This is a genomic window from Nocardiopsis ganjiahuensis DSM 45031, assembly GCF_000341085.1.
Taxonomy (GTDB): domain Bacteria; phylum Actinomycetota; class Actinomycetes; order Streptosporangiales; family Streptosporangiaceae; genus Nocardiopsis; species Nocardiopsis ganjiahuensis.
Window position 1 is genome coordinate 53,815 of the sequence record NZ_ANBA01000033.1, and the last position, 20,439, is coordinate 74,253.

Below are 20,439 nucleotides of genomic sequence, written 5' to 3' on the forward strand. Positions count from 1 at the left end.
CGGAGGAAGTCCCATGAGTACCCCTGACACCGGCACCGGCACCGGCACCGGGCTCGGACACGGCGTCCCGGCGCTCCGCCTGGACGGCCTCACCCGCCGCTTCGGCGACCTGGTCGCCCTCAACGGCGTGGACCTCTCGGTCGGGGCCGGGGAGATCCACTGCGTGCTCGGCGAGAACGGCGCGGGCAAGTCCACGCTGTGCAACGTGGTCTTCGGCGGCACCCGGCCCAGCCGGGGACGCATGTTCCTCGGCGGGCGGGCCTACGCGCCCTCGTCGCCGGCCGACGCCATGCGCCGCGGCATCGCCATGGTCCACCAGCACTTCAGCCTGGTGCCCACACTCACGGTGGAGCAGAACCTCCTGCTCGGCCGCTCCCGGTTCCGCCCGGACCGTCGCGGACTGCACCGCCGCCTGGCGGAGATCGAGGGGCGCTACGGGCTCGGCGTGGACCCCGGGGCCCGCGTCGACCGGCTGTCCGTGGGGCACCGGCAGACCGCGGAGATCGTCAAGGCGCTCCTGGGCTCGCCGCGCCTCGTCCTCTTCGACGAACCCACCGGGGTCCTCGGGCCGCGCGAGATCGACGCGTTCCTGGAGACGGCCCGGCGCATCGCCGACACCGGCACCGCCGTGGTGCTCATCACGCACAAGCTGAAGGAGGTGCGCGCGATCGGCGACCGCGCCACGGTCCTGCGCCACGGCGAGGTCACCGGTGGCGGCCCTCTCACCGAACTCCCCGACGACCGCCTGGTGGACCTCATGATCGGCGAGCGGACGGGTGACCCGCTCCTCGCCGCGGCCCTCGGGCGTGTGCCGCGGACCGTCCCGCGCCCGGGGCCACCGGGCGACCGGCACGGGGCCTCCGGACACGGACCGGAGGAACCGGACGGCCCCGTCGTCCTGGAGGTCTCGGGGCTCGCCGCCGAGGACGCGCACGGCGGCAGCGCGGTCACCGGTGTCGACCTCGCGGTCCGTGCCGGACGGATCGTCGGGATCGCCGGGGTGGAGGGCAACGGGCAGTCGGCCCTGGTCGACGCGCTCTCCGGGGCCGTCGTCCCCGGGGCCGGCACCGTCCGCCTGGCCGGGGCGGACATCACCCGCGCCACACCCCGCGAGCGCACCCGGGCCGGGCTGGCGGTGATCCCCGAGGACCGCCACCGCGAGGGCGTGGTGGAGGCCCTCAGCGTGGCCGAGAACCTCGTGCTGGGGCGGCTGTCCGAGTTCACCGGCCGGTTCGGGACCCTCGACCGCTCCGCGTCGGCGGCCCGGGCGGCCGGACTGGCCGAGCGGTTCGACGTCCGCTCCCCGGGCCCCGACGCGCCGATGTCGAGTCTGTCCGGCGGCAACCAGCAGAAGGCGGTGCTGGCGCGCGAGCTGTCCCTGGACCCGCTGACCTGTGTGGTGGCCGCTCACCCGACCCGCGGCCTGGACGTCGGCGCGGTCGCCGCGGTGGTCGGCCACCTGCGCGGGGCCGCGAGCCGGGGCGCCGCCGTGCTCATGGTCTCCGGAGAGCTCGAGGAGCTGCTGGCGGTCTGCGACGAGATCCGTGTGGCCTACCGGGGTGCTCTGACCGGCCCCGTGGACACCGCCGACCCGCGGGCCCGGGACAGGGTCGCCCGCCTGATGATGGGAGCCCGGGCATGATCCCCCGCCTCCCCGCGTCCCTCCGCTCGCTTCCCGGCCCGCCCGACCCGCGCCACCCGCTCAGCCTCGGGCTGCTCTGCGGCGCCGGGGCCCTGCTGTTCACCGTGCTCATGGCGCTGACCGCCGGATCGTCGCCGGGCACCACGCTGAACGCCCTGTGGTCGTCGACGGCGGGCAACACCTTCGCCCTGGGCGCGGCCGTCAACACCGCGGCCGCGATCCTGCTGATCGCCTGCGGGTTCGTCATCGCCTACCGCGCGGGCCTGGTGAACGTCGGCGGCGAGGGGCAGTTCGCCCTCGGCGCGATCGGTGCCACCGCCGTGGGCGTCCACCTCCCGGAGGGCACCCCGGTCCTGATCGCCCTCCCGCTCACCCTCGCCGCGGCCGCGCTCCTCGGCGCCGTCTGGGCGGCGATCGCCGCGGGGCTGCTGGTGCGCCGCGGCGTCAACGAGATCATCACGACCCTGCTGCTGAACTTCGTCGGCCTGGCCCTGCTCATGCTCGTCGTCCACTACGAGCAACTGCTGCGCCAGCCGGTGACCAGCGCGGAGACCCTGCCGCGCTCCGAACCGCTGGTCGAGGCGGCGCGCATGCCGCTGCTGGGCGTCTCCGGATCGCCCCTGACGGTCGCGGTCGTCGTCGCACTGCTCGGCGCCGCCGGCACGGCCTTCCTGCTCAAGCGCACCGCGACCGGCCTGCGGCTCTCCGCGGTGGGCCACAACCCGCACGCGAGCCGACGGCTGGGCGTCCGGGTGGGCGGGCTCCGCTTCGGCGGCCTCACCGCGGCCGGGGCCTTCGCCGGGGTGGCCGGCGGGACGGTCGTGGGCTCGGCGCCCTACGTGCTGTCCGACGACATCGCCGCGGGCTACGGCTTCACCGGCCTGGTCGCCGGGCTCCTCGCCCGGGGCTCCCTCCTGGCCGCCGTCGCCATCACCTCGGCGCTCGGCCTCCTGGTCGCCGGGGGCATCGGCATGCAGATGGCCGCCGGAGTGCCCGCCACCATCAGCCAGATGGCCGAGGCGGTCCTGGTGCTGCTCGTCGCGGGCACGGCCGTCCTGGTCCGCGCCCGACCACGAGCCCCGCGCAGGGCCGCCCCCGTGCCGCCACCACCGGGTCCCGTCCCCGAAACGGCAGTTCAGGGAAGCGGCCCGGCGGAGAAGGAGGCCCTGCGATGATCCACACCCTCACCGAACTGCTCGTGATGAGCGTGGCCCTCGGCATCCCGATCCTGGTGGCCGCGACCGCCGAGGCCGTCTCCGAACGCGCCGGGGTCCTCAACATGAGTGTCGAGGGCATGATGATCACCGGCTGCCTCGCCAGCGTGCTCGTGGCGGTGCAGACCGGATCCCCCTGGGCGGGCGTGCTCGCCGGGGCCCTCGCCGGGGTGCTCGTCGGCGCTCTCCAGGGCCTGCTGAGCGTGGTCTGGCGGGCCGACCAGATCGTCACCGGCCTGGCGATCACCATGCTGGCCCTGGCCGGGACCGTGTTCGCTGCCCGGCTGCTCCTGGACCGGGACGCGGCCACGCCCGGACTCGGCCGGACCGCTGTCCCCCTGCTCTCCGAGATCCCGGTGGTCGGCCGGGCCCTCTTCGACCTCCCCCTGCTCGGATACGTGCTCTTCGCCGGGGTCGCGGCGGTCACCGTACTGACCTCGCGGCGCACCGCCTGGGGGCTCGCGGTCGACGCCGTCGGGGAGGACGCGGTCAAGGCCGACTGGGCCGGCCTTCCGGTGCTGCGGATCCGCTACCTCGTGGTGCTGCTGGTGGGCGGGGCCGGCGGGCTCTCCGGCGCCTACCTCGCACTCGCGCAGGTGCGCACCTTCACCGACCACATGACCGCGGGCATCGGCTACCTGGCCGTGGTCGCGGTCATCGCCGCCCGCTGGCGCACCGGCCGGGTCGCCCTCGTCGCCCTGGTCTTCGGTGCGGCCCAGGCCCTCCAGTTCACACTGCCGGCCATGGGTGTCTCGGTGCCCGTGGCCTTCCTGGTGGCACTGCCGTACGTGCTGGCCCTCGTCGCCGTGGCCGGGCTGGTCTCCCGGTCCCGCCGCCCCTCCGCCCTGACCGTCCCCTTCGTCCGGGCAGGGGGCGGCTGAGGAACCCACCCCAGGACAGCGCTCCCAGAGACAGCGCCCCGAAGACAGCGCCTGCCGAAGACAGCGCTCCCAGAGACAGCGCCCCAAAGAAAGGGCACCGATGACGCTCATCCTCACCCGCTCCGAACTCGCCGGGCTCGTCACACCGAACCAGGTGGCCGAGGCCGTGGAGACCGCTTTCGCCGACCTCGCCGCGGGCCGGGCCGCGCAGCCCCACAGCGAGCCCGCCCGCATCGGGCTGTCGGACCCCCAGTTCGTCCCGATGGTCGGCCTCCTGGGCTCCGGCGGCCCGGGCTCCGACGGTCTGGTCGCGAGCAAACTGCTCAGCGACATCCCCGGCAACCGGGAGCGGGGGCTCCCCACCCAGCAGTCCGTGCTGGTCCTGTCGGACGCCGTGACCGGGGGGCCGCTGGCCGTCCTGGACGGCGCGGTCCCCACACGGCTGCGCACCGCCGCGGCCACGCGCGTGGCCACCCGCCACCTGGCCCGTCGCGGATGGGACTCCCTGGGGATCCTCGGGGCGGGTCCCCTGGCCGTCGCCCACGTGGTCGCCCTCGCCGAAGAGCGGGAGCTGGACCGGGTCCTGGTGTGGTCGCGCTCGGCCGCCACGGTCGAGGCGCTCCGGGAGTCGGTGGACCGGGAGGCCCCCGGGCTGAAGGTGGTCCCCGCCGCGTCCCCGCGCGAGGTGGTGGAAGGGGCCGACGTGGTCTGCACCGTGACCCCATCCCGTGAACCGCTGGTCCAGGGGGAGTGGCTGCGCCCCGGCCAGCACCTCAACGTGGTCGGTTCGCCGCCCAGGACCGACCACCGCGAGGTGGACGCCGCGACCCTGGCCGTCGCGCGGGACTCCGGGCTCCTGGTGGTGGACTCCACCCCGGCCGCCCTGCACGAGTCGGGGGACGTCGCGCACGCGATCGCCGAGGGGGCGATCACCGCCGAGGACTGCTCCCTCGAACTGGCCCGGGTGGTCGGCGGCCGGCACCCGGGACGCACCTCGGACACCCAGATCACGGTGTTCAACTCCGTCGGCATCGGCCTGGAGGACGCCGCCGTCGGACGCCTCCTGCTCGACGCCGCCCGCGAGCGGGGTCTGGGCACGGAGATCTCCCTGGCGGGCTGACCGGCGTGCCGCCCCCCACCGCCGCGCGGCGGTGGGGGGCGGCACGGGCGCTGGCCCGTCCGAGCGGCGGGGTGGCACAGTGGAGGTATGCCCAACCGCCTGAGCGACGCGACCAGCCCGTACCTCCTGCAGCACGCCGACAACCCCGTGGAGTGGTGGCCCTGGGGTGAGGAGGCCTTCGCCGAGGCCCGCCGCCGCGACGTCCCCGTCCTGATCTCCGTGGGGTACGCGGCCTGCCACTGGTGCCACGTCATGGCCCACGAGTCCTTCGAGGACCTGGCGACCGCGAGCCGGATGAACGCCCTCTTCGTCAACGTCAAGGTCGACCGCGAGGAGCGCCCCGACGTCGACGCCGTGTACATGGAGGCCACCCAGGCCATGACCGGCCAGGGCGGCTGGCCCATGACCGTGTTCGCCACCCCCGACGGCGCCCCGTTCTACTGCGGCACCTACTTCCCGCGCGACCACTTCCAGCGCCTGCTCGAAGCGGTGGCCGGCGCCTGGCGGGACAAGCGCGCCGACCTCCTCGAACAGGGCCGACGGGTGGTGGACGCGCTCGGGGCGCCGCGCCGCCTCGCGTCCTCCCCGCCGCCCTCCGCCGCCGACCTCGACCTGGCCGTGCAGGCGCTGATCCGCGACTACGACGCCGTCAGCGGCGGGTTCGGCGACGAACCGAAGTTCCCGCCGTCGATGCTGCTGTCCTTCCTCACCGCGCAGCACGAGCGGACCTTCCCGTTCCAGTCCGCCGAGGAACCCACGCCCGCCGCCCTGATGGCGGGCGGCACCGCGGCGGCCATGGCCCGGGGCGGTATGTACGACCAGATCGGCGGGGGTTTCGCCCGCTACTCGGTGGACCGCGAGTGGGTGGTCCCGCACTTCGAGAAGATGCTCTACGACAACGCCCTGCTGCTGCGGGCCTACACCCGGATGGCCCGGCGGCCGGTGGGCGCGGACCCGGCCGAGGCGGCGGACCGGGCCCTGCTGCTGCGTGTGGCCCAGGAGACCGCCGACTGGATGCTGCGCGACCTGCGCACCCCCGAGGGCGGGTTCGCGTCGGCGCTGGACGCCGACAGCGAGGGCGAGGAGGGCACGTACTACGTGTGGACCCCCGCCCAGCTGAACGAGGTCCTGGGCGACGAGGACGGCGCCTGGGCCGCGGAGCTGTTCGGGGTGACCGAACGCGGCACCTTCGAGCGCGGCTCCTCCGTGCTCCAGCTCCGCGAGGACCCCGACGACCCCGAGCGCTACGACCGCGTGCGCGCCGCCCTGCTCGCCACCCGCGAGGGCCGGGTCCCGCCCGCCCGTGACGACAAGGTGGTCGCCGCCTGGAACGGCCTGGCGATCGCCGCGCTGGCCGAGGCGGGCGCGCTGCTGGAGCGGCCCGCGTGGATCCGGGCCGCCCGGGAGGCCGCGGACCTGGTCCTCGGCACCCACCTGCGGTACGGGCGCCTCGTGCGCACCTCGCGTGACGGCCGTCCCGGCCCCAGCGCCGGTGTGCTGGAGGACTACGCCGACCTCGCCGAGGGGCTGATCGCCCTGCACGGAGTCACCGGTGAGGCCCGCTACGTGCGGGAGGCCGGGGGACTGCTCGACACCGTCCTGGAGCACTTCGGTGACGACGACGGCGGGTTCTACGACACCGCGGACGACGCCGAGAAGCTCTTCAGCCGTCCCCAGGACCCCACGGACAACGCCACCCCCTCGGGCCGCTTCGCCGTCGCCTCGGCGCTGCTCTCGTACGCGGCGCTCACCGGCAGTGAGCGCCACCGCACCGCCGCCGAGGGCGCCCTGTCCGTGGTGCCGCTGCTGGCGGAGAAGGCGCCCCGCTTCGCGGGTTGGGGCCTGGCCGCCGGAGAGGCACTGCTCACCGGGCCGCGCGCCGTCGCCGTGGTGGGGGAGCCGGGCGCCCCGGAGACCGAGGAACTGGTCCGGACGGTGCTGAGCTGGGCGCCCCTGGGCACGGTCCTCTCCCTCGGGGACGGCGTCGACAGCGGGGGAGTGCCCCTGCTGGAACAGCGCACCCGGGTCGGAGGGGCCGCCACCGCCTACGTCTGCGAGGGCTTCGTCTGCAAGCTCCCGGTCACCGACCCGGAGGCCCTCCGCGCCCAGCTGGCACAGGGCTGACCCGGAGGCGTCCGTCGAGGGCGACGGGTGGGCGTAGAGCCCACTCGCTGCCTCAGCCACGGGGGAGAACCTTCCCGCGCGCCTCAACCCCAGCCGTAGAGCTCATCTCCTGCGGGCACTCCAGGGGGTGTGCTTTCCGTTCGAGCGCCGGGGAGGGTTCTGGAGGTGCCGGAGGTGGGATTGCGAGGAACGAGCCATCACACCGTAGGTAGCGAAGGTTCCTCCGCAAAGGCGCCGAACACGCGCCGAAGCGGAGCGGAGGCGCACAAAGACATACCTAGAGCAGTTCGATCTTGTCGATGATCTCGTCCACCACGTCCGGCCGGTACTCGGGCTGGCGGATCTCCAGGTACACGGTCCTGGGGATGCCCGGCGGGTGCACGGCGGCGGAGGTGTAGGCCCCGTTGGCGTGGCACTCGGGCCACTCCCAGGCCGTGCCCTCCCAGTCCTCGCTGTCGATCGGGCGCTCGTCCGGCTGCCCTTCGCAGGGCTGGGTGTCGGCGACGCTGCTCAGGCTGGGGGCGCCCGGCACGATGGTGGCGTACACCCCGTACGAGGGGACGTCGGTGGAGTGCCAGTGGTCGGCCTCGGTGGCGGCGAGCAGCCCCGGGCCGGCCCCGGCCTCGACAGCGGAGGGACGGGCCTCCTGGTCGGTGTGGAACTCGCGGGCCCACACCGAGGGCACGTCGACGTTGATCTCCTGGGCGGCGTTGTGGACGGTGGTCAGGGACATGCCGGGCATCCCGAGGGAGGAGCTCACAGCGGTGGCCAGGAGACCGCAGACCAGCGTGAGGGCACCCGCCCGATGCCAGGGCATCTGGTAGCGGTGCCACCAGGAGGTGTCCTCGGGCAGGTTGGGCGCTATACGGATGGCCCTGACCCGGTCGGTGAAGGTCTTGGCGTCGGCGGGGCGGCTCTCCCGGTCCACCGACAGCGCGGACAGGATCAGTTCGTCAAGAGCCGGAGGCAAACCTGGCCGAATCCGGCCAGGGGCGACCTTGACCGGGGGGCGCGAGGGCGGCCGTCCGGTGATGAGCTCGTAGGCGACCGCGCCCAGGGAGTACACGTCGGAGCGGACGTCCAGGTCACCGCCGGGGATGCTCTGCTCGGGGGACATGTACCCGGGGGTGCCGGCGGCCGCGGTGAAGCCGGAGGCCTCGTCGATCGCCTTCGCGAAACCGAGGTCGGCGACCAGCACGCGCTGGCCCACGGGGGAGGACTGGAGGAGCACGTTGGACGGTTTGATGTCCCGGTGGATCGTGCCGTGGCCGTGCAGCACGGTGATGCCCTGGCCGATCTCCGTGAGCAGCCGCAGCGCCTCGTCCAGGGGTAGCTGACCTCGGTGGATGAGGTCGGCGACGCTGCCCTGGTCGGCGTAGGTCATCACCATGTACGGTCGCCCGTCGGGCAGCACGTCGACGTCGTGGACCGCGACCAGCCACGTGGAGTCGGTCTGGCGCAGGATGCGCGCCTCCTCCAGGAACCGGTGCTGGATGTCCATCTGGTGCGCCCAGTTCTCGGCGAGTACCTTGATGGCCACCGGGTAGTTCAGCAGATCGTCCTGCGCCAGCCAGACGGTGGCGAAGGAACCGGAACCCAGGCGCCGGATGACGCGGTAACGTCCGAAGGCCTCCGGTTGGCTCATTTCCGCCTCGGTCTGTTGGGGGTGAAAACGCGTTCGTTGCCCACTAATACACCATCTGCGCCCTCACGTTGTCTTCCGTGGATATGATCCCCTCCCCGGGTAGCGTCGAGGCCTCCGGTGCGTGGAAACTGGAGGAGCCCCTTCGGGTTCCGTGTGCCGTGTGAACGGCGGGGCGAAGAAGGTGAGGCTTCGTGGGGCTGGAGCCGAACGGGGCCCATAGACGTCCAATTGACGTGTGACCCTCTCATAAGTGGGCGCGTACGCGTTCGTACGGACGGTCGGACGTCTGTCGCAAGCCAGGAAGAGATCAACCATGCGTAGTAGTGACAGCTCGGAAAACGAGGAGACCCCCACCCCCCGTCGTCGGGTGGCGAGCAACGTTGACGAGGAGCTGGAGGAGCTCGCGCGCCGGGCCAAACACGGTGACGCCGTGGCCCTGGACGACCTGCTCCGCCGAATCCAGCCCGAGGTGCTGCGCCGCTGCGCCCGGTTCCTTCCCTATCGTCAGGACGCCGAGGAGGCCTGCCAGGACGCGCTCCTGCGGGTCGCCCGCAAGATCGACAGCTTCAAGGGCGACTCCCTCTTCACCACGTGGCTGTACACCGTGGTGTCCAACTCCGCCCGGCAGACCTACCGCTCCATGAAGCGCCGCTCCGCCGAGTTCCCCACCGAGGCCGAGCGGATGCCGCACCAGCGGGACCCGCGCACCACCAGCGTCATCGCCGGTTCGCGGATCGACCTGTTGGAGGCGCTCGACCAGCTGGAGAAGGACCGCCCCAACCTGGTGGCCCCCCTGGTCCTGCGGGACCTGTGCCAGATGGACTACAACGAGATCGCCTCCGAGCTGAACCTCGCCCTCGGCACGGTGAAGTCCCGTATCCACCAAGGCCGCAAGCACGTGCGGAAATCGCTGGCCGTGACGTAACGTCTCCGGGCGAACTACTCTGGTGGCATCCCCGTCGGCACATCCGCCACAGGAGTGCGCCGTCTTTAGATCCAGCTCTGAGAGGTTTCGCCAATGGGGCTCCGTGACCCCCTGTACTGGCTGTACGAGCGGCGTCTCGAACGCCGCCTGACCAGCCAGGAGATTCCCAGGCACGTCGGTGTGGCCATGGACGGCAATCGGCGCTGGGCCAAGAGCAGTGGTCTCCCGGGCGCCGAGCAGGGCCACCAGGCCGGGGCGAACAAGATCTTCGAGGTGCTCGGCTGGTGCAACGAGATCGGTGTGCAGGTCGTCACCCTGTGGATGCTGTCCACGGACAACCTCACCCGGGACGCCGCCGAACTCGGCCCGCTGGTGCGCATCATCGAGGAGACCATCGCCCGGCTGCGCGAGGAGGGCTGGAACACCCGGCCCGTGGGCGCGCTCGACGTCCTGCCCGATTCGACCGCCCGTGCCCTGAAAGAGGCGGAAGAGGCCACATCCGGTAACCCGGGTCTGGTTGTCAACGTCGCCGTCGGGTATGGAGGTAGACGTGAGATCGCTGATGCGGTTCGGTCCCTCCTCCACGAGGAGGCGGCCAAGGGCACCGGGATCCAGGAGCTGGCAGAGCGCCTGGACATCGAGGACATCGCTCGGCATCTCTACACGCGCGGACAACCCGATCCCGACCTGCTCATCCGTACCTCGGGCGAGCAGCGCCTGTCGGGTTTCATGCTGTGGCAGAGCGTGCACTCGGAGTTCTACTTCTGCGAGGTCTTCTGGCCTGCCTTCCGCAGAGTGGACTTCCTGCGTGCACTGCGTGCCTACGGCGCGCGCAACCGGCGCTTCGGCTCCTGACCCCTGCTCCCCTTCCCCCTCCCGCCCCCGTTCCGCGGGGCGCGCCGTCTCTGTCGACGGCGGGCCCGTAACGCGGAGTTCACCGGGTGGTGGGCCTGGGATCTGGAAAACGGGCTCTCGGGCGCGTAGCGTCGTTGTCAGCGGATGGCGTTCGTCCATCCGTTCGGGAGGCCCCGTCTCGTTGATCTTCTCCGCTCTGGCGGGATATCGAAGAGGAGGGCCGGACCCGGCCCTCGTGGGCCTGGTCCCGGTCCTCCATGATCCCGTGACAGCAGGGCACCCTCGCGGTGCCCAAGGGGAGAACGAGTGGCTAGTTCCTCGACCGATCGCCGTGACACCCAGTCCCCCACCGCCACCCCAGCGGAGGTAGAAGAGGCGCGGCGCGTCTATGTGCTCGACACCAGCGTCCTGCTCGCCGATCCGATGGCCATGGCCCGGTTCGCCGAGCACGAGGTCGTCATCCCCGTGGTGGTGATCACCGAGCTCGAGAGCAAGCGTCACCACCCGGAACTCGGGTACTTCGCACGCAGCGCGCTGCGCCGGATGGACGACCTCAGGGTCGCCCACGGCCGTCTGGACGTCGCCGTTCCGGTGAACGACCAGGGCGGAACACTCCGGGTGGAGCTCAACCACAGCGATTCGACGATCCTTCCGGCGGGCTTCCGGCTCGGTGACAACGACACCCGGATCCTGACGGTGGCCCGCAACCTCCAGGCCGAGCGTGAGGAGGAGGACGCCGTCGTCCTGGTGAGCAAGGATCTGCCGATGCGGATCAAGGCCTCCTCGATCGGTCTGTCCGCCGACGAGTACCGGGCCGAGCTCGCCATCGAGCACGGGTGGACCGGGATGGCCGAACTGGACGTCCCCGCCCACAACATCAGCGAACTGTTCTCCGCCGGTGAGAGCGAGATCGAGGAGGCCAGGGAGCTGCCCTGCCACACCGGCCTGGTGCTCGTCTCCGAGCAGGGCAAGGCGCTGGGCCGGGTGCAGGCGGACAAGTCGGTGAAGGTGGTGCGCGGGGACCGGGACGTGTTCGGTCTGAAGGGGCGCAGCGCGGAACAGCGGATCGCCCTGGACCTGCTCACCGACCCCGACGTCGGCATCGTCTCCCTGGGAGGCCGTGCGGGCACCGGAAAGTCGGCGCTGGCGCTGTGCGCCGGCCTGGAGGCGGTCCTGGAGCGAGGCCAGCACCGCAAGGTGATGGTGTTCCGCCCGCTGTACGCGGTGGGAGGCCAGGAACTCGGGTACCTGCCGGGGACCGAGAACGACAAGATGACGCCCTGGGGCCAGGCGGTGCACGACACCCTCTCCGCCGTGACCAGCGAGGAGGTCATCGAGGAGATCGTGGACCGGGGGATGCTCGAGGTCCTGCCGCTCACCCATATCCGTGGCCGCTCGCTCCACGACGCGTTCGTGATCGTCGACGAGGCACAGTCGCTGGAGCGCGGTGTGCTGCTGACCGTGCTGTCCCGCCTGGGCGAGAACTCGCGGGTGGTGCTCACTCACGACATCGCCCAGCGCGACAACCTGCGGGTGGGCCGCCACGACGGGGTCGTCGCGGTGATCGAGAAGCTCAAGGGCCACCCGTTGTTCGCCCACGTGACCCTGAACCGCTCCGAGCGCTCGCCCATCGCCGCCCTGGTCACCGAGATGCTGGAGAACTAGTTCCCCGTCCCTGAACCCGCACACGTGCGCCCGCCCCACGGACAGTGGGGCGGGCGCACGCACGTTCGGTCCGAAGGCGCGGGCCGGGCCCTGCGCGCCGGCGCGCCCGTCGAGGGCGGTGGCGGGCGGGGCCCGGAGCGGGCACGGCTACCGCATCTCGGAGATCAGCCTGCCGATCCGGCGCAGCCGGGTCAGGCTGGCCTCGTAGCGGGCGCCCACGAACAGCAGCAGCACGCCGATGACGGCGAACGGCAGCCAGTTGGGCATCAGCCGGGTCAGTTCCCACAGGGGCGGGCCGAAGGCGCGCAGCGAGGTGGTGAGCAGGGTCAGACCACCGATGACCAGGGCCGCCTGGAGGCGCTGCGCCAGGCCCCACACCGTGACGGCCAGGCCGGCCGCGAGCACGGCCGGGACCCGCCAGAGCGTGTCGTCGGCGATCAGCACCTGCCACACCGTGGGGCCGAGCAGGAGCGCCAGGCCGCCGCCGTAGGCGAGCCAGCTCGGCGGGGTGTCGGCGGCCCTGCGCGACCACTCCCAGCCGACCACCAGGAAGGCGAGCGCCGGCAGGACCGTGTACGCCTCGGGGACGGAGACGTTCCACGAGGCGAGCGCGGTCCACAGGGCGAGGAGCATCAGCACGCCGCCGACCACCGCCGACCACCGGCGGTCCGGCCGGACGGCGCTGGCCAGGCTCACCACGCCGACAGCGGCCAGGGCGACCGCCACCAGTTCCAGGCGCCCGCCGTACAGCACCGTGAGGGCCAGGGCGATCGCCGCCCACACGGCGGCGGGGACCTCGGCGGCCTCCGCCAGCGGGCTGCGCAGGCGCGGGGCCACCACGGCCACGGCCGCCAGGACCGTGACGGGACCGAAGGCCGCGTACTCGACCGGAACGTCCAGGGCCAGCGGCAGGGTGAGCGCGAAACCGCCCGTGGCCGCGGTGGCCACCGAGGTGGAGGCGATCGCGACGAACCGGGTCCGGGCCGGCGCGGTGACCACCGAGGCGACCGCGGCCACCGCCAGCAGAACGCCGACCGTGCTGTAGCGCTCCGAGAGCGCCCAGCTCAGGGCGAGCGCGAGCGTGCACAGGCCGGTCAGCCACGGCATCCAGGAGACCCGCCCGTCACGGAACAGCGCGGCTCCGGTCAGCAGCAGGGCGCCGACCGCGAGGGTCCACACCAGGGCGGCCAGGAAGGCGGCGCCCACTGCCACCGGCAGCGGGACCAGGGTGAGGGGCACCACCAGAGCCGCGGCGGGTACCAGCAGGGCCCGGTCCAGGAGCAGTGCCGCGCCCAGCGCCAGCGCACCGAGGAGCAGCAGCCCCAGGGGGACGGTGAACAGGCTCAGGGTGTCGGCCGGCGCGGGCACGCCGACGAACACGTGCGCGGGCTCCAGCAGGGCGGAGAGCGGCGCCTCGTGGAGGGGATGGGTCCGGGAGAAGGCGGCCAGCGCCGGGAGGCCGCGCGGCCCCGCCAGCAGCGGCACGAGGGCCAGCAGGACCAGACCCAGCACGCTGAACGGGGACGGTGTGCCGGTGGCCGTGGAGCCCTCCGGCGACGCACCGTTCGAGGACGGTGCCACCGGTGCCGTCCGCGCCGCCTCCGCCCGGGCCGATTCCGCCTGGCGGGCCGTGCGGCCGAGGACCAGGGCGGCCGCGCCGAGGAGGAGGGCGACGCCGCTCAGCAGCCACCAGGTCACCTGGCCGGGGGCTCCGGAGGTCGCGGAGGCGACCAGGACGACGAAGCCGGCGAAGAGGGCGGTGCCCCACGCGACGGCGGCGAATCCGCCGGACCCCGCCGAAGGGCCCGCGGCGTCGGCGGAGCGGTTCCGCTGTGCGAGTGCCGAGACGGCCACCGCGGCGGCGAACAGCAGCAGGACGACCAAGGTGGTGTGCTGCTGCGGCAGCGACCACGCCAGCGCGAGCAGCATCGTGGCCAGTCCGGTCACCCCGGGCAGCCAGGCCTCCGGGGCGCGCAGCCGGAACGTCCACAGGAACAGGGCGGCGCCGACCAGGACCGTCCACACGACCGTCGCGGCGAACGGCGCGCCCAGCAGCACCGGGATCGGGACCAGGGAGAGCGGGCCGACCAGGGCGATCGCCGGGTTCAGCAGCCGGCGGTCCAGGAACAGCACCGTGCCCAGCGCCAGTGAACCGAAGACCACCAGCCCGAGGGCGGTGAGCAGGGCGGTCAGGGTGTCGGGTGGGACCGGTAGGCCCACGAGTGCGTACGCGGGCTCCAGCATCGCCCGGACCGGGGCCTCGAAGACGGCCGACCCCGGGCCGAGCGCGGGAATCGTGGGGATCCCGGGGGGTCCCACCACCGGCGGGACGGCGGCCAGCAGGAGCAGCGCCCCGACACCGAAGGCGGACGGGGAACCGGATCCGGCCTCCGCCCCCTGGCGGGCCGTGCGGCCGAGGACCAGGGCGGCCGCGCCGAGGAGGAGGGCGACGGCGCCCAGCAGCCACCCCGGCACCGGGCCGGGGGCGCCGAAGGCCGAGGAGGCGAGCAGGGCGGCCGACCCGAAGAGGACCGCGGCGCCCCACGCCACGGTCGTCAGCCCGTACACGAGTACGCCCCTGGTGTCTTCGGGGTCGTGGCCGGTGGCAGGCGCCGGTGCGGCGGCGAGGTTCCGATGGGTCAGGGCGGAGAGCAGCACGACCGCTGCGAGCAGCAGCAGGACGATCAGGGTGGTGTGCTGCTGCGGCAGCGACCACGCCAGCGCGAGCAGCATCGTGGCCGGCCCGGTCACCCCGGGCAGCCAGGCGACGGACACCCGCACCCGGGAGGTCCACAGGAACAGGGCGGCGCCGACCAGGACCGTCCACACGACCGCCGCGGCGAACGGCGCGCCCAGCAGCACCGGGATCGGAACCAGCGCCGGAGGCACGGTCAGGGCCAGCGCGGCCGAGAACCGGCTGCGGTCGATCACGGCCACCAGACCCAGCACCAGGGCGCCCACCAGCAGGACACCGAGGGCCGAACCCACGGCGAAGAGCACGCCGGGCTGCGCGGGCAGTCCGAGGACGGTGTGCGCCGGTTCCCACATCGTCCCGGCCGGGGCCGACCACGGGGCCCGGTCGGAGAACACCGTCAGGGCCGGTGAGTTCTCGGGCAGGGACAGCAGCGGCGCGGCCGGCAACAGGAACAGCCCGACCAGGGTGAACAGCCGGCGCAGGTCGGTGACGGGCTGGACGTCCTGGGCGGTGGTCCGGGGCGAGGCCGGGGTGGGCACGCGGCCCAGCGTCAGCGCGGTCGCCCCGCACAGCAGCGCGGCGGCGGTCAGCAGCCACCACTGGGCCTGGACGGTGCCGTCCAGGCCGCGGTTGCCGATCAGGTAGGCGGTGCCGACCAGCAGGGCCAGGGCCCACAGCAGGACGCTCCCCATGTAGAGGGTCGCGGCCCGGTCGCCGGGTTCGGGGCGGCGCACCGGGTTGGCGAACCGGCGGGCCCCGGCCGCGCAGACCAGGGCGGTGGCGGCCAGCATCAGTACGGCGGCCAGGGTCGTGTACCGCTCGGGCAGCGCCCAGGCCAGACCGGTGACGAGGGTCAGGGTGCCGGTGATCACCGGGATCGCGCCGGTCCACCTGCCCAGCAGGGCCGAGCCCAGGACCAGGCAGCCGCCTGCCACCAGGGCCCACACGGCCGCCACGACCTGCGGCAGGCCGAGGAGCAGGGGAACGGCGAGGAGCGCTGTCGGGGCGACGAGGGCCGCGGTGGCGAGCAGGGCGGGGCGATGCAGCAGCCGGACCGCGCCCAGGACCAGCGCGGTGGCGACCAGGATCCCGGCCAGGTACACGAGGTTCAGCGGAGGCAGGGTGCTCGCCCGGTCCAGCTGGAGGAGTTCCACGGCAGGGACGCTCATCGCGGACGGTTCGAGGCTCCACGGCACCACCGTGAGACGGGGCAGGACCGGCAGGTGCGCGGGACCGGCGGCGAGCGGTACCAGGACCAGGACGCCCAGGCCCATGACCGTGTACACGGAGAGCGGCCTCGGCCTGTGCCTCTCCGGTCCGGACCGCTCCGGGTCCGGCCGGACCCGCCCCAGCAGCAGCGCGGTGGTCCCGGCGAGGAACAGGGCGGCCGCCAGCGACCACCACCCGGTCGGGTCCTCCCCGGAGGACCCGGTGGAGGCGAGTACGGCCACGACGGTGACCAGCACGGTGAGACCCCACAGGGCGAGGGCCGTGGCCTTCAGGGTCCGGACGGGCACGCCCGGGCGGGGAGCACCGAGCCGGCGCAGGACCAGTACGTCGGCGAGCACGGTGGCGGCGAGCACGGTCAGCAGCCCGCCGGGGTGGCCGTCGGTGGGCAGGGCGACGACCAGCAGCACCGGCACGGGCTGGACGAGGAGCACGGCCAGGACGCGGGGCGAGCGCAGCGGGACCAGCGCCGGGTAGAGCACCAGGAGCGCGCTCATCACCGCGAGCGCACCGGTGGTGTAGCCGGGGCCGTTGGTGATGCGGTCGGTCAGGAGCCACAGCGCGAGGGCGTCCACGCAGAGCAGGCCGGCGGCCACGGCGCCGAAGGTCTCGGCGGTGGCGTGCAGGCCGCGCCGGTACAGGGGCAGGGCCAGCACCGCGAAGGCCAGGGTGGTGAGGCCGAGCACGCCGGCGCGGGCGCCGGTGCCCAGGTCGCTCCACGTCCAGATGGCGAAGACCAGGGCGGCGATGCCGACGAGGAGGCCGCCGAGGCCGAGGATGATGTTCTGGGCCGAGCGCCGGCTGACCTCGCCGGACCGGGCCGGGGCCGCGGGGTTCGCGGGGTGTGCGCTGTGCGGGTACCCGGGTGCCGCCTGCGCGGCGGGTGCCTCAGCGGCGGACGACACCGGGACGGACGACACCGGGACGGACGCGGGCTTGCCGGGGACCTCGATCGGGTCCAGCGGCGCCGCGGCCTCCTGCGCCGCGGCCTGCTGTGCGGCCGCCCAGCGTTCGCGCACCTCCTGCTGTTCGCGCACCGCCCGCCGGGCGCGTTCCCGGGATTCCTCGCGCAGTCGCTCCAGGACGACGGGGCGTTCCCGGGTCAGGGCGCGCTCGCGTCCGCGCAGCGCCTCCAGCTCGGAGTCGATCCACCACAGGCGCTGCGCTGTCGGCCCGACCAGGCTGAGCCCGCAGTTCTGGCAGGCCCGTACGGCAGTGGCCAGGAGGGCGCTGCACTCGGGGCAGTGGCGCGGTGCTCCCGGCGGGGGGTGTGGGAGTCCTTGGGCGTTCATGGGGTCCATGCTCCTCATGGGCCTGACCCGGCACATCGGTACGGGTACTCAGGCGCCCGGACGCGCGTTCCTGAGTACCCGGTGACCTCGGTCTCCCTCCGAGCTCTCCGGGAGATGAGTGACACAGGCTTGTCCCGCATTGGCGCCCCCTTGACTCTTCGTGTTGTTCCGCAGGTCAGAAGCTTGACAAATGGGCACATTCCGTGATGTGAGCCAGGACACGGTAAAACTGGCGTTACTTCACCGTGACGATGATGCAGGCTGAGTGCGCTGCACCGAGAATCCCCCTCCCGTGTGGGAGCCCCGCTCCGTGGTCGGTCGAACGGCGAGTCCGTCCCCTCCACGGCAGATCGACGGGCCACGCGGTCCGACGCGGCGACCCACACCACGCGTACGTCCTGAACAGGTCACGCGTGCGTCTACGTGAAAGGGCGATTTTGCTACTCAACCGGATCTCACTGCGTCAGATGAGCGCCGTCGGCGCCGCCGCGGTGGTCGCGGGCGGCATGTTCACCGTCTCGGCGTTCGCGCAGACGGACGACCTCGACCCCCGTCAGGCCGCCTCCGCAGCGGTGCCTCCGGAGCAGGAACGGGCGCAGGAGCCGCAGGACGAGTTCTTCGCGAGCCCGCCCGCCGTCGACGAGGCCGAGCGCGAGAGCCTGCGGGAGCAGAACCGGGACGGCCTGCGGGCCGCGGCGGAGGAGTCCGTCCAGTCCGCGAGCGGCACCGGCTCGGAGATCGCCGAGCCCGAACCCGAGCCCGAACCCGAGGAGGAGCCCGCCGCTGAGTCCTCCGGCGGGTCCGGCGGCTCCTCCGCGCCCGCCCCGGTTCCGGCCGGCTCGGCCAAGGAGATCGCGCTCCAGATGGTCCTCGACGAGGGCTGGGACGCCGATCAGTTCCACGGCTGCCTCGAGCCCCTGTGGGAGAAGGAGAGCAACTGGAACCACACGGCCCAGAACCCCAGCTCCGGTGCCTACGGCATCCCGCAGTCCCTGCCCGGCGACAAGATGGCCTCCCACGGCTCCGACTGGCAGACCAACCCCGCCACCCAGATCTCCTGGGGCCTCAGCTACATCAAGGACCGCTACGGAAACCCGTGCGGCGCATGGTCCCACTCCCAGGCCAACAACTGGTATTAATAGGTTTTTCCCTGCCATTAACCCCCTTTTGGGAAAGGCAATCGTGCTACTCAACCGAATGTCGCTGCGCAGTACCGCGGCGGTCGGTGCGGCGACCCTGGTCGCCGGCGCGACGTTCGCCGTCTCCGCCTTCGCGGACGACGGTGTGGACCCGAGCACCGCGGCCAGCGCCGCCGTGCCCCAGTCCGAGGAACCCGCGGCCGACACCGACGAAACCGAGGGCGACGAGTTCTTCGCGTCCTCGGAGCAGCTGACCGAGGACGAACTCCAGGCCCTTCGCGCCGAGGCGCAGAGCCGACGTGACGCAGCCAGTGGCGAAGGGGTGCGCTCCACCCAGACCACCGGCAGCGACATCGAGGAGGAAGAGGAAGAAGAGGAAGAAGAAGAGGAGGAGGAGACGCCCGAGTTCTCGGGCGATCCCAAGGGCATCGCCCGCCAGATGGTGGCGGCCGAGGGATGGGGCTCCGACCAGTTCGACAACTGCCTCGAGCCCCTGTGGGAGAAGGAGAGCAACTGGAACCACACGGCCCAGAACCCCAGCTCCGGTGCCTACGGCATCCCGCAGTCCCTGCCCGGCAGCAAGATGGCCTCCCACGGCTCTGACTGGCAGACCAACCCCGCCACCCAGATCTCCTGGGGCCTCAGCTACATCAAGGACCGCTACGGCACCCCCTGCGACGCCTGGGCCCACTCCCAGTCCGTCGGCTGGTACTAGCGGCTGGTACCGGACCCCGGAACCGGTCCCTCGAAACGACGGCCCCGGAGCCGGTCCCTCAGAACAACACCGAACGGCCCCGCACACGATCTCGTGTGCGGGGCCGTTCCACGGTGCCGTCCGGGGGCCTACTTGTGCGGGGTGAAGGTCTCGATGACGTCCTCGTGGACCTCGTCGAAGTCGTCCGACTCGTCCCGGGGCACGTTCACGCTCACCAGGTAGAACACCCGGTGGTCGCCCTCCTCCATGACCACCGCGTACACCCACAGGCGCCGTTCGGGCCGGACCCAGTTGGTGTTGACCAGGTCCGCCTCGACCATGGCCACGTCCAGCCCGGCCGGACCGTCCTCGAACTCGTCCCGGCCGAAGGCCTCGGTTTCACGCACCTCGTATCCGCTGGTGGCGGTCTCGATGTCGGTGCCGCCGTCGGACTGCTCCAGGAACTCCTCGGCGGTGCCGGTGAACTCGGTCTCCTCCCAGCCCTCCACCATGAGCTCGTGCTCCATCCCCGGAGCCGCGAACAGCGCGATGGAGTTGTGGATCTGGCTGTCGTCGGGCGACCAGCCGCCGGGGTAGGAGATGGAGAACCACTCGGAGTCGAACGTCTGGAGGTCGTCGTTGTCGTACTCGGGGGGCACCCCGTCGACACGGACCCCCTCCTCCTCCTGGGCGGGGCCCTCCGGCTCGCGCCCTTCGCTCCGCCCGGGGTCGTCGTCGGCCACGGGGGCGGGAGCCGCCTCGGGGCGCATGGCCACCGCGACCACGATCCCCGCGACGGCCAGAAGGGCGACGAGGGCCGTGCTCAGCGCCACCCAGGTCCTCCCGGGGCCGCCGCGCCGACGGGGAGCCCCACCGCCGGCCGCGTGGGCCGTGCCCTGGTGGGGGCCGCTGTGGCCGCCGTCGTACCCGCCCTGGCCGTAGCCGTACGAGGCCGCCTCGTGCGCGTACTGTCCCTGGTCGTGCCCGTACCGGTCGTGTCCGTGGGGGGCCGCGCCGTACTGGTCGCTCCCGGGGTAGGCGCCCTGGCCGTAGTACCCCCCGTCGGAGGCGTAGCCGCCCGAGTGGGACGCCTGCGGGCCGCTGGCGTGCTGCCCGGGGTACCCGCCGCTGTGCGCGCTGTGAGCCTCCTGGGCTCCGCTGTCCCCGAACCCGTTCGCGGCCGCGGCACCCAGGGCGCCTCCTGCCGCGGCACCGCCGAGAGCGGCACCTCCGGCCGGATCCGAGTCCGGACCGGTCGCCGGTCCGTTGCCGTTGCGGCAGCGTTGGAGGAGGTCGAGGGCTTGGTCGGCGGTGAGCCGGT

12 protein-coding genes and 1 pseudogene are annotated in these 20,439 nt (G+C 73.1%); 10 read left to right on the forward strand and 3 right to left on the reverse strand.

Annotated elements, in window-relative coordinates; genetic code table 11:
- Positions 1 to 13 precede the first annotated feature (13 nt).
- The 5 genes from D458_RS0131570 to D458_RS0131590 all read left to right on the forward strand — a co-directional run bounded on the left by D458_RS0131570 (position 14) and on the right by D458_RS0131590 (position 6,981).
- The gene (locus tag D458_RS0131570; protein ID WP_017590717.1) at positions 14 to 1,642 is read left to right on the forward strand and encodes an ABC transporter ATP-binding protein; all 1,629 of its coding nucleotides are present in this window, start codon (positions 14 to 16) and stop codon (positions 1,640 to 1,642) included.
- The gene (locus D458_RS0131575; protein WP_017590718.1) at positions 1,639 to 2,817 is read left to right on the forward strand and encodes an ABC transporter permease; all 1,179 of its coding nucleotides are present in this window, start codon (positions 1,639 to 1,641) and stop codon (positions 2,815 to 2,817) included. The genes D458_RS0131570 and D458_RS0131575 overlap by 4 nt, the downstream gene beginning before the upstream one ends.
- Entirely contained in the window at positions 2,814 to 3,737 is a 924-nt protein-coding gene (locus D458_RS0131580; protein WP_017590719.1) for an ABC transporter permease, read from the forward strand. The genes D458_RS0131575 and D458_RS0131580 overlap by 4 nt, the downstream gene beginning before the upstream one ends.
- A gap of 100 nt (positions 3,738 to 3,837) precedes the next feature.
- The gene (locus D458_RS0131585; RefSeq protein ID WP_017590720.1) at positions 3,838 to 4,857 is read left to right on the forward strand and encodes an ornithine cyclodeaminase family protein; all 1,020 of its coding nucleotides are present in this window, start codon (positions 3,838 to 3,840) and stop codon (positions 4,855 to 4,857) included.
- Between the two features lie 87 nt (positions 4,858 to 4,944).
- Positions 4,945 to 6,981 (forward strand): thioredoxin domain-containing protein, encoded by a 2,037-nt coding sequence (locus D458_RS0131590; protein WP_017590721.1) that lies wholly within the window; start codon positions 4,945 to 4,947, stop codon positions 6,979 to 6,981.
- A 277-nt stretch (positions 6,982 to 7,258) separates the two neighbouring features.
- On the opposite strand, the gene D458_RS0131595 is transcribed toward D458_RS0131590, so the two are convergent.
- Positions 7,259 to 8,626 carry a serine/threonine-protein kinase gene (locus tag D458_RS0131595; protein ID WP_017590722.1) on the reverse strand — a complete coding sequence of 456 codons (1,368 nt, stop codon included), beginning with the start codon at positions 8,624 to 8,626 and terminating at the stop codon, positions 7,259 to 7,261.
- 313 nt (positions 8,627 to 8,939) lie between these two features.
- Here D458_RS0131595 and D458_RS0131600 point away from each other — a divergent pair, with 313 nt between their 5' ends.
- From D458_RS0131600 to D458_RS0131610, 3 genes are all read left to right on the forward strand, one after another.
- The gene (locus D458_RS0131600) at positions 8,940 to 9,551 is read left to right on the forward strand and encodes an RNA polymerase sigma factor (protein WP_051049823.1); all 612 of its coding nucleotides are present in this window, start codon (positions 8,940 to 8,942) and stop codon (positions 9,549 to 9,551) included.
- Positions 9,552 to 9,644: 93 nt separating this feature from the next.
- Positions 9,645 to 10,406, forward strand: a complete 762-nt coding sequence (locus D458_RS0131605) for an isoprenyl transferase (RefSeq protein ID WP_017590724.1) — start codon at positions 9,645 to 9,647, stop codon at positions 10,404 to 10,406.
- Positions 10,407 to 10,712: 306 nt separating this feature from the next.
- Positions 10,713 to 12,071 carry a PhoH family protein gene (locus D458_RS0131610; protein WP_040703018.1) on the forward strand — a complete coding sequence of 453 codons (1,359 nt, stop codon included), beginning with the start codon at positions 10,713 to 10,715 and terminating at the stop codon, positions 12,069 to 12,071.
- A gap of 147 nt (positions 12,072 to 12,218) precedes the next feature.
- Here the strand turns inward: D458_RS0131610 and D458_RS0131615 are convergent, their stop codons facing one another.
- Positions 12,219 to 17,294, reverse strand: a complete 5,076-nt coding sequence (locus D458_RS0131615) for an SCO7613 C-terminal domain-containing membrane protein (protein ID WP_017590726.1) — start codon at positions 17,292 to 17,294, stop codon at positions 12,219 to 12,221.
- Between the two features lie 428 nt (positions 17,295 to 17,722).
- Between D458_RS0131615 and D458_RS0131620 the strand changes: the two genes are divergently transcribed.
- Both D458_RS0131620 and D458_RS0131625 read left to right on the forward strand, forming a co-directional pair.
- Complete coding sequence (locus D458_RS0131620; protein WP_026119872.1) at positions 17,723 to 18,424, forward strand: aggregation-promoting factor C-terminal-like domain-containing protein; 702 nt, start codon at positions 17,723 to 17,725, stop codon at positions 18,422 to 18,424.
- Between the two features lie 43 nt (positions 18,425 to 18,467).
- Positions 18,468 to 19,139 carry an aggregation-promoting factor C-terminal-like domain-containing protein gene (locus D458_RS0131625; protein ID WP_040703022.1) on the forward strand — a complete coding sequence of 224 codons (672 nt, stop codon included), beginning with the start codon at positions 18,468 to 18,470 and terminating at the stop codon, positions 19,137 to 19,139.
- 128 nt (positions 19,140 to 19,267) lie between these two features.
- Here the strand turns inward: D458_RS0131625 and D458_RS0131630 are convergent.
- Positions 19,268 to 20,439, reverse strand: a pseudogene (locus D458_RS0131630) (serine/threonine protein kinase); the annotation flags it as partial.

Bases quoted from the DNA above. Each gene is read 5' to 3' on its own strand.
- D458_RS0131595 (WP_017590722.1), bottom strand. From the start codon at position 8,626: ATGAGCCAACCGGAGGCCTTCGGACGTTACCGCGTCATCCGGCGCCTG.
- D458_RS0131570 (WP_017590717.1), top strand. From the start codon at position 14: ATGAGTACCCCTGACACCGGCACCGGCACCGGCACCGGGCTCGGACAC.
- D458_RS0131580 (WP_017590719.1), top strand. From the start codon at position 2,814: ATGATCCACACCCTCACCGAACTGCTCGTGATGAGCGTGGCCCTCGGC.
- D458_RS0131575 (WP_017590718.1), top strand. From the start codon at position 1,639: ATGATCCCCCGCCTCCCCGCGTCCCTCCGCTCGCTTCCCGGCCCGCCC.
- D458_RS0131585 (WP_017590720.1), top strand. From the start codon at position 3,838: ATGACGCTCATCCTCACCCGCTCCGAACTCGCCGGGCTCGTCACACCG.
- D458_RS0131590 (WP_017590721.1), top strand. From the start codon at position 4,945: ATGCCCAACCGCCTGAGCGACGCGACCAGCCCGTACCTCCTGCAGCAC.
- D458_RS0131605 (WP_017590724.1), top strand. From the start codon at position 9,645: ATGGGGCTCCGTGACCCCCTGTACTGGCTGTACGAGCGGCGTCTCGAA.
- D458_RS0131600 (WP_051049823.1), top strand. From the start codon at position 8,940: ATGCGTAGTAGTGACAGCTCGGAAAACGAGGAGACCCCCACCCCCCGT.
- D458_RS0131615 (WP_017590726.1), bottom strand. From the start codon at position 17,294: ATGGACCCCATGAACGCCCAAGGACTCCCACACCCCCCGCCGGGAGCA.